Origin of the sequence: Amphritea opalescens (genome assembly GCF_003957515.1) — a bacterium.
Taxonomy (GTDB): domain Bacteria; phylum Pseudomonadota; class Gammaproteobacteria; order Pseudomonadales; family Balneatricaceae; genus Amphritea; species Amphritea opalescens.
Genome location: NZ_RQXW01000013.1, coordinates 54,223 through 70,721, shown reverse-complemented (window position 1 = coordinate 70,721; position 16,499 = coordinate 54,223). Strand labels below are relative to the sequence as shown.

The following is a 16,499-nucleotide window of genomic DNA, read 5'->3' as shown; positions in this document are numbered from 1 at the left end:
AGCCTAAAGCAGCTAATCTTCAAACAAACAAACAAAAAAGCCCTTCGACGCTATGCCGAAGAGCTTTTCAATAATAGCCGAAAGTGCTTATTAAATTAAGCAATCTTCCTTAGTTTTACCCTGAGCGAATGCAGCTTGGAAGGCGGCTGGAGTACGACCACGACCAGACCACTGATGCACTTCACCATTTTCATCCGTCACCTGATATTTAGGGGCGACTTTTTTCTTAACGGGTGCTTCAACCAGCGTCATCAGATCATCCAGACCAATACCCGCTTCTTGCATACTCTGTTTAATCGCTTCGATTTTTTCAGTACGCTCACGTTCAACAGCCTGCTGCTCTTCTTCAAACGCCTGCTTCTCTTCCAGAATCTCTGTTAAATCAGCAATTGCCTTTTCAATATCAGCACTTGAAAGTTCGTGACACTGTTTACGCAGTGAGTTTTTACGGGTAAGAAGTTTTACAAAGTCGGTCATTATAAATCACCAATGGATAAAAAAGTTTCTGTATAAGCGAATTATTGATTATGTCAGCTGTTTTTTCAATAAAAACTTATTAATAATAGTTATTCAAAATCGGACACATCACCAGCACCCCGACGAATAATAACGGGAACGTCATCCACTAGGTTAATAACGGAGGTTGCTTCCATACCACAATAACCGCCATCAATGACCAGATCGACTTCATGCTGCAACAGGTCGCGTATTTCATAAGGATCAATTAAAGGCAGTTCTTCACCTGGCAGAATAAGTGACGTGCTCATAATCGGCTCGCCTAATGCCTCCATTAATGCCAGCGCTATATTATTTTGTGGAATCCGCAAACCAATCGTACGCCGCTTGGGATGCAATAAACGCCGCGGGACTTCCGTTGTAGCATTAAGAATAAAAGTATAAGCGCCTGGCGTCATGGCTTTTAATAAACGATAAATCGAATTATCCACCTTCGCATAGGTACCAATCTCAGATAGATCGCGGCACACCAAGGTAAAGTTATGCTTATCGTCTAGCTTTCGAATCCGCTTGATTTTATCCACCGCCCCCTTATCACCGAGGCGACAACCCAGTGCATAGGCGCTATCGGTAGGGTAGACAATAACACCGCCTTTATTGATGATATCAACGGCTTGACTAATTAGACGTTGCTGAGGGTTATCAGGGTGGATCTGAAAAAGCTGGCTCACTAGAAAATCTTCTCTATAAGGTTATTGTATCTATTCTACTAAAAACCGAATTAATGCTGAAGCAGTTTAGACAGCACATGCTGATTCTCACTACTATAGCGCGGATATTTACCAATATCGGTCCAATGGAACTGTCTTTTATGGAAATCACTTCCGGCGGACACCATTATTTTAAATTTCGATGCCAGTTTATCAAGCTGTAATAAATGACCTGGCTCAACACCTGGGTAACTTATTTCAATCGCATCGCCACCCTGTTCGCAAAAACCGCCCGTCAGTATCCGCACTTTGGTAAAGGTCATTTTATATTTTGTCGGATGGGCCAAAACAGCAATGCCGCCTGCTTGATGGATAATATCGATGCTTTCTTCCATAGTTGGCCACTCAGCTTTAACATCGCCGACTTTACCAGCCCCTAAATAACGGTTAAACGCCTGCACTTCATTCTTAACCACCCCTGCTTCTACCATTGCCTGAGCAAAATGAGGTCGTCCTACCTGCCCAGTCCCTGACAGTTCAAGCACCCGAGGCAATAGATCAGGAATATTCCGTTTCATCAGTTTTTCATTAATCAATCCAGCGCGCTGCAAACGCAACTGATCCATCTTTTTCAAATAGTCACCCAAGGCGGGATGATGCTCATCAAAACCCAGCCCGACAATATGCACCATATTGCGCCCCCATTCACAGGTCAGCTCAATACCGGCTAATACTTTGACATCCGTACCTACTGCCGCCGCCCGTAACTCAGCGATACCCGCAACCGTATCGTGATCTGTAATAGCGAAAACCGTAACGCCTTTCTCAGACGCACCTTGCAGCAGTTCTGCCGGGGATAATTCGCCATCTGAGTAGCAAGAATGGCAATGAAGATCACTGAAAGGCAATTCCTCACCGGTTTCGGGTTTATAACTTAACTCGCTCACTCTATAATCACCCTACTTCCTAAACAAAAAAATGTTGTTATGAAACTACTTTTAGATTTTCTACCGGTCATTATCTTCTTTATTGTCTACAAAAGCACCGATGATATTATTTTAGCCACCGCTGTTCTGATTCCAGCCACCCTGCTACAGATGCTTTATACCTGGCTTAAAACCCACAAAATAGAGACTATTCAATTAGTTACACTTGCATTAGTGGTGGTATTAGGTGGTGCAACGGTGTTCTTTCAGGATAAAACCTTCATTCAATGGAAGCCCACCGTTGTCACATGGCTATTCGCCGCAGCCTTTCTAGGCAGCCAATTTATTGGCGAGAAGACGATTATTCAACGGCTGATGAACGGGGCGATCGAAATGCCTGGCTACGCTTGGAAACAATTAAACATTGCCTGGATCATTTTTTATGTAATTCTTGGGGCAATTAATATCTATGTCGCCTACAATATGAGTGAAGAAACGTGGGTTAATTTCAAGTTGTTCGGTATGCTCGGCCTAACACTGGTCTTTATCTTGCTTCAGGGCTTTTACATATCCAAGCATATGACCCCTGAAAGCAACAGCAACCAGAGCGACAATTAAGGATTGTAGAATGTTTTACGCCATTATTAGTGAAGATAAACCAGACTCACTGGAAAAACGTCTATCTGTACGTTCCGAGCATCTTGCTCGACTCGAAGCCTTGCGCGACCAAGGACGTCTATTAGTCGCAGGCCCTCACCCAGCCATTGACAGTGAAGATCCCGGTCCGGCAGGCTTCACCGGCAGTTTGGTGATTGCCGAGTTCGCTTCCCTTGAGCAAGCACAGTCTTGGGCAGATCAGGACCCCTATATCGATGCTGGTGTTTACCAGCAAGTAACAGTCAAACCCTATAAAAAAGTTTTACCATAAAAACGATTTTTAGGTTTAAATACCTGTATCAGACCACTCTGTTTAACTTAGGTTCAGGTTGAGCTGGTATAAATAGATCAAAATTAAAACATAAGGATGTTTATGATGAAGAAATTAGCTCTTACAACCGCCCTGGCACTAACAATGGGTTTATCTGCTGTTGCCAATGCACACCCAACTAACGCTGGTTATGCAACTAGCAGCAACGATACTGTTTGGAAAACTAGCTACGGCGAATGCTGGCAACATGGCTACTGGACAGAAGAAGACAAAACTGTTGAATGTGGCGCTGAAGCCGCTGCGCCAGCACCTGCTCCAGCTCCAGCTCCAGCACCTAAAATGGTCATGAAAATGATGGATGCTGAAGAAAGCCATATCGTTTACTTCGACTTTGACAGCAGTAAAGTGACTGATGTTAGCGCTATCGTAAACTACGTTGGCTCTCTGGCTAAGCTGAACAGCATTGAACTGAAAGGTTACACCGATTCAATCGGTACCAACGCTTATAACGATGCACTCTCTCAGCGTCGTGTTGAAGCCGTTGATGCTGCTCTAGCCGCTGCTGGTATCGATACTGCAAAAGTTGTCACTTACTCTTTCGGTGAAGCTAACCCAGTTAAAAGCTGTACTGATGCCGGTGCATCACGTAAGTCTTGCCTAGCAGAAAACCGTCGCGTAGAAGTTAATATCGACGGTCAGAAGCAAGTTAAAGTACAGCAGTAATAAAATACTAGAGCGTTACGACGGTTAATCCCCGTAACCTCTGATACAAACCGACTTATAGTCATTCAACTGTGACCGTAAGTCGGTTTTTTTATATCCCCTACATTTAAACACGCCCATTACGTGCTACTGACTAGCCATAACACGTATGCCTTAATAACCTAGGCATAGCTCCACTCAAACACTGCTTTATCCCAGTATTCCTCTCTTCCACTTCTCAATCAAAGTTAATACCGTTTTGATCAACAAGGCTGCTCTTCCTTATTACCTATATTGCAATCTATGTTGGCCTTACCCAATGTTTTATAGCCTAAGCAGTGATCTGACTTATAGGGATTACCTCGGCAGTAACACCTCAATATTGTTTACTACAGATCATGCTGGCACATCACAAAAGACCCGGTCCATTCACCGTTATCTTTAATCCATCTTATTTTTTCATAAGTGATTTAAAACAGTGTAATCGTGAAATTTTTTTATTAAAATTCACAGCTAACTTCAGCGTGAAAAATAAAGCATGTGACTTGAGTCTATGACTAAAAATAGAAAGGAAGCGGCGGATCAGGAAAATCTACGTATTGGCCGTCAAATCCGAGATTTACGTAAAGCCAAAAACATTACGCTCATTGAGATGGCAGAAAGCATCCAACGATCCGTCGGTTATGTGAGTCAGGTTGAACGAGGCGTGTCCTCTTTACCCATTCCTGTTCTGCAAGCGATCAGTGATGTGTTAGGTGTGCAGATCAGTTGGTTCTTCCATTCAGATAGAGAGGTACCACTCGATGAGCTTAATCATATTGTCCGTAAAGACAATCGACGCAGCTTAAATTTCTCCGACAGCGGTATACGGGAAGAATTATTATCCCCGCAACTCTCGGGGCAACTCAAAATGATTCTGACCACCTTTGCTCCTGGCGTCACAAACAGTGAGTCTCGTAAAATGAAAGGCGAAGAAGGTGGGCTAGTACAGTCCGGCGCCCTCTCCTTATGGATAGAAGATAACCGATTTATACTCAATGCAGGCGATAGCTTTACACTGTACGGCGATGAAAATTACCGTGTCGGCAACGCATCAGAAACGGAAGAAGCGGTGGTTGTGTGGACCATCATCGGCGGCTATTGATTTGCCGTCATCGCTGAAATAGTAAACGAGAACAAAGCATCATACTCTCTGCCCGCTCTCGCTATAAAAACTCGCTCATCTAAAGAAGATTCAGTCTTTTGAATCTTCTTTAGGGCAACTCATGCTTAGCGATATCATTCGACAGTATTAGGATGTACTGTCGACAATTCGAGTCTTTGTGCTGATTCCAAGGTATGGCTGATCAGGGCATTAATGGTCATCGGCCCAACACCGCCCGGCACGGGGGTAAGCGCAGCAACACGTTCTTGCAGACCTGTTTTTTCGATATCCCCAACACCGCCGGCATGATAACCGGCATCGACAACCACGGCGCCATCCTTAATCCAGTCAGCTTTTATCAGCTCCGGTTGCCCTACGGCACCGACAACGATATCGGCCTGAGCAACCAATGCTGCTAAGTTTTGGGTTCTTGAATGACAAATAGTGACGGTCGCATTGGCATTTAACAACATCGCCGCCATCGGCTTACCTAAAATAGGACTACGCCCGAGCACAACCGCGTGTTTACCCGAAATCTCAACATCATAATGCTTCAGCAAGGTCATGATACCGGCAGGGGTTGCCGAGCCAAAAGCAGGCTCTCCCATCGCCATCAAGCCAAAACCTTGAGTTGTCACCCCATCCACATCTTTCTCGATAGCGATCGCATCAAAGCAGGCGCGCTCATCAATCTGTTCTGGCACGGGATGTTGCAGCAGGATTCCGCAGACCTCGGTATCGTTATTCAGCTGATCAATCTTTTCCAGCAATTGATCTGTTGTTGTAGAGGCTGGCAAGCTAATAAAACGAGAGCCCATACCCACTCGGGCACAAGCATTAACTTTCATCTGCACATAAGTCGCGGACGAAGGATCATCACCCACGAGAATAGTCGCCAATACGGGCTGTAAACCACCTCCATCCTGAAACTTTTTCACAGCGGCGTGTAATTGTTGCTCACGGCTTTTCGCCAGAGCCTTGCCGTCTAAAATCAATGCAGACATCAATCAAACCTCTTCATTATTCTTCGCTAACTAAAATCTAGATAAAAAATACCACACAGCCTATTTCAGGATATGTCTCTGACCGTCATTAACGGTACTCTGTGACATTCATCGATAGGCTGTATGGTACGTTTTATTGCTCAGATGTCATAGTCATGCGCTATTAACACTTAATTTTTTCCATGGCAGGGTCATAAAGTGAACGAAACGATGGTTTTACCGCATAACGTTCACACTCAACCTCTATCTCGAAATCCGTATTATCCAACCACTCCTTCGTCACACCGTCATCATTGACAACATATCCCATCGCCACCGTTGCCCCCACGGTATGGCCAAACATACCGGCAGTGGTACGCCCAACGATCTTGCCATTCGCGTAGATTGGCTCTTCGTGATAACACAGTGGTTCCGGATTCTCGAATAAAAACGCCACAAAACGTTTCTTCAGAGGGCCCGCCGCTTTCTGCGCTAGCAATGCCTCTTTACCAATAAAGCCGCCCTCTTTTTCAAAGTCAGACGCAAATCCGAGTCCGGCCTCCAAAGCAGTATCCTCATCGGTAATATCATGTCCCCAATGGCGATAGCATTTTTCCATTCGCAATGAATTCATGGTGTGATAACCATAAGGCTTAATCCCAAACTCTTCACCCGCTTCCATCAACAACTCATACACGCTCGGTGCATATTCGGTCGGTATATATAGCTCCCAGCCTAATTCACCCACATAGGTGATACGGGATGCACGAACGATCGCGTAACCCAATTCAATCTCTTGAGATGTGCCGAACGGAAACTCTTCGTGGGACATATCGGCGTTAGTCAGTTTGCTCAAGGTGTCACGGGATTTCGGTCCCATCACGGTTACCACCGCATAAGCCGAGGTGACATCGGTAAAGACGACGAACGCATTATCCGGTTTATTGCGCCGCAGCCAATCCATATCACGGGTTTGGCAAGCAGCACCGGACACCACTAAGTAACAATCCTGAGCTAAACGCGTCACGGTGACATCCGCTTCAATACCACCGCGCTCATTGAGCCACTGGGTATACACCATCTTACCCACATTTACCGATACATTGTTGCTGCAAATTCGGTTCAGGAAGGCTTCTGCATCAGGCCCTTCTATCTGATATTTAGAAAACGAACTCTGATCAATCACGCCAACCGACGTCCGTACGGCTTCATGTTCTGCGCGGTTATTGTCGAACCAGTTTTGCCGACCGAACGAGAGCTCATACTCTGCAGTTTGTCCTTCATTTGCAAACCAGTTAGCTCGCTCCCAACCGCTTTCGACACCAAAGACAGCACCCTGTGCTTTTAATTGATCATGCAGCACTGAACGACGCACACCCCGGGCGGTTTTAAACTGCTTAAAGGGGAAGTGTGTTTCATATAACAAGCCTAAGGATTCAGTGGTCCGCTCTTCGAGATATTTTTGCGTGCCTTGGAAGGGCAGATTTCGGCGAATATCCACATCCCATAGATCCTGTGGCGCATGGCCTTTATGAATCCATTCGGCGAGCATCTTACCTGCACCACCTGCGGACTGAATACCTACCGAGTTAAAGCCCGCTGCGACAAAATAGTTACGCAACTCAGGTGCCTCTCCCAAGTGATAACGATCATCCGGTGTAAAAGATTCCGGCCCATTGAAAAACACCTGCAAGCCGGTGCGTTCCAAGATAGGTAAGCGATGCATCGCCGCTTCTAGATAAGGCTCTAGGTGTTCAAAGTCATCCGGTAGCTGATCAAAGAAAAAGTCTTCCGGTATGCCGTTCATGCCCCAAGGCTTAGCATTTGGTTCAAACATCCCGACGAGTATTTTGCCGGCATCTTCTTTGTAATAACAATAGCCATCCATATCACGCATCGTCGGTAAACCACGGGTGAGTTCTGGCATATTTTCGGTAACCACATAGAAATGCTCAGCCGCATGCAAAGGCACATTCACACCCGCTTTGCGACCAAACTCCCGCGCCCACATGCCAGAACAGTTAACGACGTATTCGGCATCAATATCACCCTGTTCGGTAATCACGCCCGCCGCTTTACCATCGCGTATTTTCATATCCAGCACTTTAACGCCTTCGATGATTTTGGCTCCACCCAAGCGGGCACCTTTAGCCAATGCCTGTGTGACGTCGACCGGATTAGTCATGCCATCCATCGGCAGATGGATAGCACCCAGCACGTCATCCACATTCATCAATGGCCAAAGCTCTTTCGCCTGTTCCGGTGAAATCACATCACAAGGAAAACCGGCAACCTTCGCCATCGACGCTCCGCGTTTCAACTCGGCTAGACGTTCACGGTTAGTCGCTATGGTCAGTGAACCATTACGCACAAAGCCTGTACCTTGCCCGGTTTCAGCTTCCAACTGGTCATATAAGGTCGCACTGTAATTAGCCAGCATCGACATGTTATAGGTAGCCCGCAGTGTAGGTACTAGCCCTGCCGCATGCCATGTTGTGCCACAGGTCAATTGCCGACGTTCCAATAGTACGACATCGGTAAACCCAAGCTTAGTCAGGTGATAGGCCACACTACAGCCGATAATACCACCGCCAACGATAACCACCTGAGCGGACGTCGGCAGTTGAATAGATGATTCTTGTTTAGTCATTATATTTCTCCAAAACCCGGCGACACTGCTCAGGTTAAGTTGGTCAAGTATTTAGCTGAAGACGACTGTTTTATTACCGTGTACTAAAATACGATCCTCTAAGTGATGTCGTAAACCGCGCGCGAGCACTGTTTTCTCAACATCTTTACCCAATCGCACAAGGTCTTCGACCTTGTCACTGTGGGTCACACGCACCACGTCCTGATCAATGATGGGGCCTTCGTCCAACTGCTCCGTCACATAATGGCAGGTTGCACCGATCAGTTTCACGCCACGACGGGAAGCTTGATGATAAGGCTTAGCGCCGATAAAAGAGGGTAAAAAACTATGGTGGATATTGATCACTTTATGACGATATTTCTCACATAACACCTGAGGCAAAATCTGCATATAACGGGCAAGCACGATGCAGTCTGCCTGATACTCATCGACTAAAGCTTCCACCTGCGCAAAGCCTGGAGCTTTATTGTCTTTATCAATCACAACATGGTGATAGGGTATGCCGTACCACTCGACCAACCCTTGCATATCGGTATGGTTAGAAATAACACAGCTGATTTCGCAGTCGAGATCATTGCTTCTCCAGCGATCGAGCAGATCAGATAAGCAATGGCTCCCTTTACTCGCCATCAATATGACTTTCTTCGGCTGACAACTATCGATGAGATTAAAATTCATCTGGTACTCTTCGATCATCGGTGCAAACTTTTCACGCAGTGTCTCGATACCAAATGACAGTGAATCTGCCTGGATCTCAAACCGGGAAAAAAAACGTTGGCTTTCTACATCGGAATGGTGAGCAGCCTCTGATATCCAACCACCATGCCGAGTAATCATTTCAGCAACGCGAGTAACAATACCGACCTGGTCTGGGCAGTCGAGAATTAAACGATAAGTACGATTCATGGTCTTTATCCTTAAATGTAACAGCCCTGCAAAACGTCAGCGCTGTTACAGCCGTGCAATTGATAGAAACGAATTAGCTCAGTGTCTGTTCAAGTTCGGGTACGGCCTCAAACAGATCAGCCACCAAACCATAATCAGCAACGCCAAAGATCGGTGCTTCAACATCTTTGTTGATGGCGACAATCACTTTAGAGTCTTTCATGCCAGCCAGATGCTGAATCGCGCCGGAAATACCCACCGCAATATAAAGATCAGGCGCAACAATTTTACCGGTCTGACCTACTTGCATATCGTTTGAGACGAAACCCGCATCAACCGCAGCACGGGATGCACCCACCGCCGCACCGAGCTTATCGGCCACTTTCTCTAGCATCGGGAAGTTATCACCACTTTGCATGCCTCGACCACCGGAGATAATAATCGCGGCGGAGGTTAAATCCGGACGCTCAGACAGCGTTTTTTCTTCACTCACAAAGCGCGACATCTCATTACTATTGCTCACGCTGAAACGGCTCTGCTCAGCTGCGCCGCCGGTGGCAGCAACCGCATCGAACGCCGTACCACGCACTGTTAGCACTTTTATCGCATCACTACTCTTAATCGTTGCCAACGCATTACCGGCGTAGATAGGACGCACAAACGTATCCGCATCAACCACCTCAATAATCTCAGAGATCTGCGAAACATCTAATAAAGCCGCCACCCGTGGCAACAGATCTTTACCAAAGGTCGTGGCGGCACACAGAATATGGCTATACGTCGCTGCATTAGTCAGCGTAATCACGGCAGGCGCAACACTTTCGGCTAGTTGGCTGCTCAGCGCGTCATCCTCAATCAATACGACTTTATCGACAACCGATACAGCAGCCGCCTGTTGAGCAACAGCTTCACATTGAGCTCCTGCCACGAGAACAGTGATCGGAGATCCCGTCTTTGCTTTCAGCTCAACCGCCGCTTGCAAGGTATTCAGTGTCGCGGCATTCAATTGTTCATTATTGTGATCGGCAATCACTAAAATAGAGGCTGTCATCTTAAAGTACTCCCGCTTCTGTTTTCAGTTTTTCAACTAACTCAGCAACACTGCTGACAATAACACCGGCTTGTCGCTCCGATGGGCTAACTACACTGACAGTGGTTAGACGGGGCGTCACATCAACATTCAGACCTTCTGGGGACAACACCTCTAAAGGCTTGCGCTTCGCTTTCATAATGTTCGGAAGAGACGCAAAACGAGGCTCGTTCAAACGTAAATCCGTTGTAATCACCGCGGGCAAAGCCAAAGAAACCTTTTGCAATCCACCATCGACTTCACGTGTCACCCGTACTTCACCCTCTTCGAACTCAATTTCAGAGGCAAAAGTACCTTGCGGCATATTGCCGATAGCTGCGAGCATCTGTCCTGTTTGGTTATTGTCACTATCGATCGATTGCTTACCCAATATAACGAGACCGCACTCTTCCTTTGTCACAATAGCGTTCAGCAACTTAGCGACACCTAACGACTCAACCGCAACATCAGTTTTAATCTGCACGGCACGGTCAGCACCCAACGCCAGCGCGGTTCTCAGCTGTTCTTGACAACGATCATCACCAACGCTCACCACCAACACTTCACTAGCGATCCCTTTTTCCTTTAAACGAATCGCTTCTTCAACCGCAATTTCGCAAAACGGATTGATCGCCATTTTCACGTTAGCTAAATCAACACCGGAATTATCAGGCTTAACTCGTATTTTTACGTTGGCATCGACAACGCGCTTTATCGCGACCAGTACTTTCATTGTGACCTCAGCTAGGAAGTGGCTTAAAAAACGTGAAATGAAATTATAGTTTATATTTTCATATATACATTTATATATGTTTTTATATTCATGTCAATAACGTAATGGTAAAAATATTCATTCCTAGCGTACAGATAAACCTGATACCGTTAGTTACTTCGTTAAAATGGACAAGGGTGATTTCGAGGGCCGCGAAGCACTGGCGAAGCAGCAAGAAGAAGGACTTAAAACCAAGCTGGTACTGCTAGATATTGACACTACTGATGTTGATGCGGCCAATGGCATGGAGCCTGTCTATGCGGATGGTAAAGTCGTGGGCCAATGTAGTTCTGGCGGCTTCGGACACTGGACACTGGACACTGGACACTGGACACAGAAAAGTCTGGCGCTGGCCTACATCGATGTCGATGCACTCGCATCAGACCTAACGGTTAAAATTCTCGGCAACGATTATTCCGCGACAGTCACAAAAGGTTGTATCTACGATGCGAAAGGTGCGTTGTTAAAAGCAGATGACTAAGGGATTCTGTATCGTCACGGTGGTGTCAGCTTAATCGCTACAGTATCGATTCATAGCCCGGCCATGGGTCGGGTTATTTTTTTTATCTATAGAAACATCACTTGCTCTACTTAGGGCTCATCTCACTATATCTATTCTCTCCCCCCTATCACGCCGCCCAATACCATGATTGCACTGACGCGCAGAGTCACCTATCGATAGCCAACCCGTTAAGCTGCAGCACCGCCCATAAATGGTCTATCATAGACAGCCATGACGATACCCATGTTCAACCTTTTTAATCCATGACAAAAAGGCTTAATCACCGATGAATACACCTCTTAAGCCACAGCAAACATCCTTACCCCGTTGGCTCCATTGGCTGCCCTTTGGGCCCGTGCCAGCTATGACCGCAGAACAGCTAGCGCTTGCGTTAAATCACTACCTCATTATCGATGTCCGTACACCGCAGGAATATCAAAAAAGCCATATACCGGGCGCTATATCACTGCCGTTGCACCGTTTGAATCACGCGCGCATCAGCCATTTGCCGAGTGACAAACCCGTTATCTGCATCTGTTTGTCGGCCCACCGCAGCAAACCCGCCACTCGCCGATTCATCAAAGCAGGCTTCGATGCGAAAGAACTACAAGGCGGGATGTTGGCATGGTGGAAACGTGAACTGCCGCTGGAAAGCTAAACGCACTCTTGATGCCCTTGTGACATCTCGCCTCCCCCATCGATCAATAATGACGAACAGCCTTTACCCGCCAAAAAGACAATAAAAAAGCGCCCGCAGGCGCTTTAATACAACAATCTAACGAGGATACTAACAGGGCTATGATCAGCCTGTAAGTTCATCTACAGGTTTTGTTAACCTCTGTTAAACTCAGTTAACCCATACGCGGGCGTTACGGAACATCCGCATCCAAGCGCCGTCCTCGTCCCACTCTTCAGGTGCCCAGCTATTCGTTACCGCCCGGAATACACGTTCAGGGTGAGGCATCATAATAGTCACACGACCATCGGTGGTGGTGACACCACTAATACCGGCGGGAGAACCATTCGGGTTAGCCGGATAAGTTTCCGTCACCTTGCCATAGTTATCCACATAGCGAAGGGCCACCGCATTAGAGGCTTGCAGATTCGCCAGATGAGTCTGATCGGCAAATTCCGCCCGACCTTCACCATGCGCCACCGCAATCGGCATCCGTGAACCAGCCATCCCTTGCAAGAAGACCGACTGACTCTGTTGCACTTCAACCATCGCCACCCGTGCTTCAAACTGTTCTGACATGTTACGCACAAAGTGCGGCCAAAGATCAGCGCCGGGAATCAGCTCATGTAGGTTTGAAAGCATCTGACAACCGTTGCAGATACCTAGCGAGAAGGTATCGTCGCGATTAAAGAATGCTTCAAACTGATCACGGGCACGGGCATTAAACAGTATCGATTTAGCCCAGCCTTCACCGGCACCCAACACATCACCGTAAGAGAAGCCGCCACAGGCCACCAATCCTTTAAAGCGATCGAGTTCGATACGGCCTTCAAGAATATCACTCATGTGCACATCCACCGCGGCAAAACCAGCACGGTCAAAGGCAGCGCCCATCTCAATCTGGCCGTTAACACCTTGCTCACGAATGATCGCCATCTCGGGACGGATGCCCGTTTGAATATACGGCGCGGCGATATTGTCATTCACATCAAAGCTCAACTCAGCACTCAGGCCAGGGTTCGCTTTATCCAGCAGGGTATCAAACTCTTGTTGTGCACAGGCTGAGTTATCACGCAGCGACTGCATCCGGTAAGAGGTTTCAGCCCAAAGACGTTGCAGCGTCGTGCGCGATTCAGCGTAGATCTCTTCATCATCAAAATGAACACGCAGCTCATCGTCAAGATTAACCGAACCGATCACCTTAGTGACTTCGGCCAAGCCGGCAGCATTCAATTCAGTCAATACCTGCTGAAGGTCAGCACGTTTAATCTGAATCACTGCGCCCAACTCTTCATTAAACAAGGCAGCAGCAAACTCAGACTGATCCGCCGCCAGCATATCGAGATTAATATCGACGCCGGTATGACCCGCAAATGCCATCTCTGCCACGGTGGTAAACAAGCCGCCATCGGAACGGTCATGGTATGCCAATAGCAGGCCTTGCTCGTTGAGTTCTTGAATCGCAGTAAAGAACGCCACCAGCTGATCGGCATCATCAACGTCGGGAACATCCTGACCGACTTCGTTATAGACCTGCGCCAGTGCAGACAGACCCAAACGGTTTTGACCATTACCCAGATCCAGCAGAATCAGATCCGTCTCTTCAATATCGGTACGCAGTTGCGGCGTCAGTGTTTTACGCACATCTTTGACCGCCGCAAAACCGGTGATAATCAGTGAAGTCGGTGCGGTGACCGATTTTTCTTGGTCGCCATCATTCCAAACGGTACGCATCGACATCGAATCTTTACCGACGGGGATCGTAATACCCAGTTTTGGACATAGATCCATACCCACCGCCTCAACGGTGTCGTAAAGTTTCTCGTCTTCTCCCGGGTGACCGGCTGCACACATCCAGTTAGCCGAGAGTTTAATATCAACAATATCGCCGATACGGGCCGCAGCAAGGTTAGTCACGGTTTCACCGACCGCCATCCGTCCTGACGCAGGAGAATCAACTAACGCCAACGGCGTACGTTCACCCATCGCCATAGCTTCGCCGGCATTGGTATCGAAAGAAGCAGTGGTAACGGCACAATCAGCCACCGGCACCTGCCAAGGACCAACCATTTGATCACGTACGACCTGTCCGGTAATAGATCGGTCACCGATGGTAATCAGGAAAGACTTAGACGCAACCGCCGGCAGTTTTAGAACCCGCTCGGCAGCGTCTTTCAGCTCAATACTTGAGGCATCAAACGCCGGCACTTCATAGCTAATACGCTCAACGGCACGGTGCATCTTAGGCGGCTTACCAAACAAAATGCTCATCGGTAGGTCGACAGGGTTATTGCCAAAGTGAGCGTCGCTCAACGTCAGATGTTTCTCATCGGTTGCGGTACCCACGATGGCATAAGGGCAGCGTTCGCGGGCGCAGATCGCTTCAAAACGTGGCATATCTTCCGGCTGTACCGCCAAGACATAACGTTCCTGAGCTTCGTTACACCAGATCGCCAGCGGCGACATGCCCGGTTCATCATTATTAATGTTACGCAGCTCGAAATCACCGCCGCAACCACCGTCTTTCACCAGTTCGGGGAAGGCATTTGATAAACCACCGGCGCCGACATCATGGATAAAGGCGATCGGGTTAGTGTCGCCCTGCTGCCAGCACTGATCGATCACTTCCTGACAACGACGTTCCATTTCTGGGTTATCACGTTGAACTGAAGCAAAATCCAGATCCGCCGATGAACTACCCGATGACATAGAAGACGCAGCACCACCACCGAGACCAATCTGCATGGCAGGGCCACCCAGACAGATAAGCTTAGCACCTACTTCGATCTCACCCTTGTCGACATGATCGGTACGGATGTTACCGTAACCACCGGCGATCATGATCGGCTTATGATAACCGCGCATCTCTTCACCGGCAGCGCCATTAACCTGCTGCTCGAAGGTACGGAAATAACCGTTCAATGCGGGGCGGCCAAACTCATTGTTAAACGCCGCACCACCAATCGGGCCATCGAGCATAATATCTAACGCCGAGACGATCCGTTCCGGTTTACCATAATCCGACTCCCATGGCTGAATAAAGCCGGGGATTTTCAGATCAGACACGGTAAAGCCACTCAAACCTGCTTTCGGCTTAGAACCTTTACCGGTGGCGCCTTCATCACGAATTTCACCACCGGAACCGGTTGCGGCACCCGAGTGTGGTGCAATCGCCGTCGGGTGGTTATGGGTTTCCACCTTCATCAGAATTTCGATACTTTCCTGATGATAGCTATATTCTTTGGTCTCAGGGTTAGGGAAGAAACGTCCCGCTTGAGAACCCACCATCACCGCCGCATTATCAGAATAAGCCGATAGGATATTCTCACCACCCAGCTCATTGGTATTACGGATCATCGCGAACAGTGATTTTTCCTGCGCTTCACCGTCAATATCCCATGAAGCATTGAAGATCTTGTGGCGACAGTGCTCAGAGTTCGCCTGGGCAAACATCATCAGCTCGACATCCGCAGGGTTACGCCCCAGCTCCGTAAAGCTGGTCACCAGGTAATCGATCTCATCATCGGCCAATGCCAATCCTAGATCGGTATTGGCTTTGGCTAGCGCTTCTCGTCCACCCGCCAATACATCGACCAGTGTCAGTGGTGCCGGTTGGTCGGTCCGAAACAGAGTTGCCGCTTCATCAACCGCATTAAAGGTCGCTTCAACCATGCGGTCATGCAGTGCCGCTTGCACCGATTCTAGCTCGGTAGGCGTCAACGGTTGTTCCGAGTGCACAAAATAGGCAGTGCCACGTTCTAAGCGTTTAATGCTCTGCAGGCCACAGTTTCTGGCGATATCAGTCGCTTTAGATGACCAGGGAGAGATCGTTCCCGGACGGGGAACGACTAAAACCAATTGACCTGATGGCTCTTCCGCTTTAGTTTTAGGGCCGTAGCAAAGAATACGCTCCAGCGTGTTACGTTCCTGATCAGACAGGTTTTTTTCCAAATCAGCGAAATGCATATACTCACCATAGATACCAGTGATATGGGCAATTCGGGATTTTAGGACAGATAGCAGCTTATCGTGTCGAAAAGCAGAAAGAGCAGGCGCTCCACGCAGTACCAGCATGTTAGTTTCAAGCCTCTTGAGT

Annotated in this window: 15 protein-coding genes; 6 read left to right on the top strand and 9 right to left on the bottom strand. The window is 47.8% G+C overall.

All coding sequences use genetic code 11. The annotated features are described in order from the left end of the window. Positions 1–90: 90 nt before the first annotated feature. The 3 genes from EH243_RS13820 to EH243_RS13810 form a co-directional block, all read right to left on the bottom strand. On the bottom strand, positions 91–477 hold the full coding sequence (locus EH243_RS13820) for an H-NS histone family protein (protein ID WP_126159265.1): 387 nt from the start codon (positions 475–477) through the stop codon (positions 91–93). Between the two features lie 89 nt (positions 478–566). Beyond that, positions 567–1,187, bottom strand: a complete 621-nt coding sequence (locus tag EH243_RS13815) for an L-threonylcarbamoyladenylate synthase (RefSeq protein ID WP_126159264.1) — start codon at positions 1,185–1,187, stop codon at positions 567–569. Between the two features lie 50 nt (positions 1,188–1,237). Continuing rightward, positions 1,238–2,113, bottom strand: coding sequence for a PHP domain-containing protein (locus EH243_RS13810; protein ID WP_126159263.1), 876 nt, complete (start codon positions 2,111–2,113; stop codon positions 1,238–1,240). 39 nt (positions 2,114–2,152) lie between these two features. On the opposite strand from EH243_RS13810, the gene EH243_RS13805 reads away from it, so the two are divergent. The 4 genes from EH243_RS13805 (at position 2,153) to EH243_RS13790 (ending at position 4,866) form a co-directional block, all read left to right on the top strand. Then, complete coding sequence (locus EH243_RS13805; protein WP_126159262.1) at positions 2,153–2,710, top strand: septation protein A; 558 nt, start codon at positions 2,153–2,155, stop codon at positions 2,708–2,710. Positions 2,711–2,720: 10 nt separating this feature from the next. Further along, positions 2,721–3,020, top strand: a complete 300-nt coding sequence (locus tag EH243_RS13800) for a YciI family protein (protein WP_126159261.1) — start codon at positions 2,721–2,723, stop codon at positions 3,018–3,020. 105 nt (positions 3,021–3,125) lie between these two features. Then, on the top strand, positions 3,126–3,743 hold the full coding sequence (locus EH243_RS13795) for an OmpA family protein (RefSeq protein WP_126159260.1): 618 nt from the start codon (positions 3,126–3,128) through the stop codon (positions 3,741–3,743). Positions 3,744–4,275: 532 nt separating this feature from the next. Further along, the gene (locus EH243_RS13790) at positions 4,276–4,866 is read left to right on the top strand and encodes a helix-turn-helix domain-containing protein (RefSeq protein ID WP_126159259.1); all 591 of its coding nucleotides are present in this window, start codon (positions 4,276–4,278) and stop codon (positions 4,864–4,866) included. 134 nt (positions 4,867–5,000) lie between these two features. Here EH243_RS13790 and EH243_RS13785 read toward each other — a convergent pair whose 3' ends face one another. The 5 genes from EH243_RS13785 to EH243_RS13765 form a co-directional block, all read right to left on the bottom strand. Beyond that, positions 5,001–5,870, bottom strand: coding sequence for a tetrahydrofolate dehydrogenase/cyclohydrolase catalytic domain-containing protein (locus EH243_RS13785; protein WP_126159258.1), 870 nt, complete (start codon positions 5,868–5,870; stop codon positions 5,001–5,003). A 163-nt stretch (positions 5,871–6,033) separates the two neighbouring features. Then, the gene (locus EH243_RS13780) at positions 6,034–8,499 is read right to left on the bottom strand and encodes a GcvT family protein (RefSeq protein WP_126159257.1); all 2,466 of its coding nucleotides are present in this window, start codon (positions 8,497–8,499) and stop codon (positions 6,034–6,036) included. Between the two features lie 51 nt (positions 8,500–8,550). After that, the gene (gene purU, locus EH243_RS13775; RefSeq protein ID WP_126159256.1) at positions 8,551–9,405 is read right to left on the bottom strand and encodes a formyltetrahydrofolate deformylase; all 855 of its coding nucleotides are present in this window, start codon (positions 9,403–9,405) and stop codon (positions 8,551–8,553) included. 73 nt (positions 9,406–9,478) lie between these two features. Further along, positions 9,479–10,435 (bottom strand): electron transfer flavoprotein subunit alpha/FixB family protein, encoded by a 957-nt coding sequence (locus tag EH243_RS13770; protein WP_126159255.1) that lies wholly within the window; start codon positions 10,433–10,435, stop codon positions 9,479–9,481. 1 nt (position 10,436) lies between these two features. Beyond that, a complete protein-coding gene (locus EH243_RS13765; RefSeq protein ID WP_126159254.1) occupies positions 10,437–11,186 on the bottom strand; it encodes an electron transfer flavoprotein subunit beta/FixA family protein in 750 nt (249 codons plus the stop codon). A gap of 166 nt (positions 11,187–11,352) precedes the next feature. Between EH243_RS13765 and EH243_RS13760 the strand changes: the two genes are divergently transcribed. Beyond that, positions 11,353–11,706, top strand: a complete 354-nt coding sequence (locus tag EH243_RS13760; RefSeq protein ID WP_126159253.1) for a glycine cleavage T C-terminal barrel domain-containing protein — start codon at positions 11,353–11,355, stop codon at positions 11,704–11,706. A 307-nt stretch (positions 11,707–12,013) separates the two neighbouring features. Next, positions 12,014–12,385: a rhodanese-like domain-containing protein gene (locus tag EH243_RS13755; protein WP_126159252.1), complete on the top strand. Its 372-nt coding sequence runs from the start codon at positions 12,014–12,016 to the stop codon at positions 12,383–12,385. Between the two features lie 189 nt (positions 12,386–12,574). Here EH243_RS13755 and purL read toward each other — a convergent pair whose 3' ends face one another. Beyond that, the gene (gene purL, locus EH243_RS13750; RefSeq protein ID WP_126159251.1) at positions 12,575–16,477 is read right to left on the bottom strand and encodes a phosphoribosylformylglycinamidine synthase; all 3,903 of its coding nucleotides are present in this window, start codon (positions 16,475–16,477) and stop codon (positions 12,575–12,577) included. Positions 16,478–16,499: the final 22 nt, after the last annotated feature.

Excerpts from the sequence above, each read along its gene's own strand:
- EH243_RS13755 (WP_126159252.1), top strand. The coding sequence starts at position 12,014 with ATGAATACACCTCTTAAGCCACAGCAAACATCCTTACCCCGTTGGCTC.
- EH243_RS13805 (WP_126159262.1), top strand. The coding sequence starts at position 2,153 with ATGAAACTACTTTTAGATTTTCTACCGGTCATTATCTTCTTTATTGTC.
- purL (WP_126159251.1), bottom strand. The coding sequence starts at position 16,477 with ATGCTGGTACTGCGTGGAGCGCCTGCTCTTTCTGCTTTTCGACACGAT.
- EH243_RS13780 (WP_126159257.1), bottom strand. The coding sequence starts at position 8,499 with ATGACTAAACAAGAATCATCTATTCAACTGCCGACGTCCGCTCAGGTG.
- EH243_RS13795 (WP_126159260.1), top strand. The coding sequence starts at position 3,126 with ATGAAGAAATTAGCTCTTACAACCGCCCTGGCACTAACAATGGGTTTA.
- EH243_RS13785 (WP_126159258.1), bottom strand. The coding sequence starts at position 5,870 with ATGTCTGCATTGATTTTAGACGGCAAGGCTCTGGCGAAAAGCCGTGAG.
- EH243_RS13765 (WP_126159254.1), bottom strand. The coding sequence starts at position 11,186 with ATGAAAGTACTGGTCGCGATAAAGCGCGTTGTCGATGCCAACGTAAAA.
- purU (WP_126159256.1), bottom strand. The coding sequence starts at position 9,405 with ATGAATCGTACTTATCGTTTAATTCTCGACTGCCCAGACCAGGTCGGT.
- EH243_RS13820 (WP_126159265.1), bottom strand. The coding sequence starts at position 477 with ATGACCGACTTTGTAAAACTTCTTACCCGTAAAAACTCACTGCGTAAA.
- EH243_RS13800 (WP_126159261.1), top strand. The coding sequence starts at position 2,721 with ATGTTTTACGCCATTATTAGTGAAGATAAACCAGACTCACTGGAAAAA.
- EH243_RS13790 (WP_126159259.1), top strand. The coding sequence starts at position 4,276 with ATGACTAAAAATAGAAAGGAAGCGGCGGATCAGGAAAATCTACGTATT.
- EH243_RS13760 (WP_126159253.1), top strand. The coding sequence starts at position 11,353 with ATGGACAAGGGTGATTTCGAGGGCCGCGAAGCACTGGCGAAGCAGCAA.
- EH243_RS13770 (WP_126159255.1), bottom strand. The coding sequence starts at position 10,435 with ATGACAGCCTCTATTTTAGTGATTGCCGATCACAATAATGAACAATTG.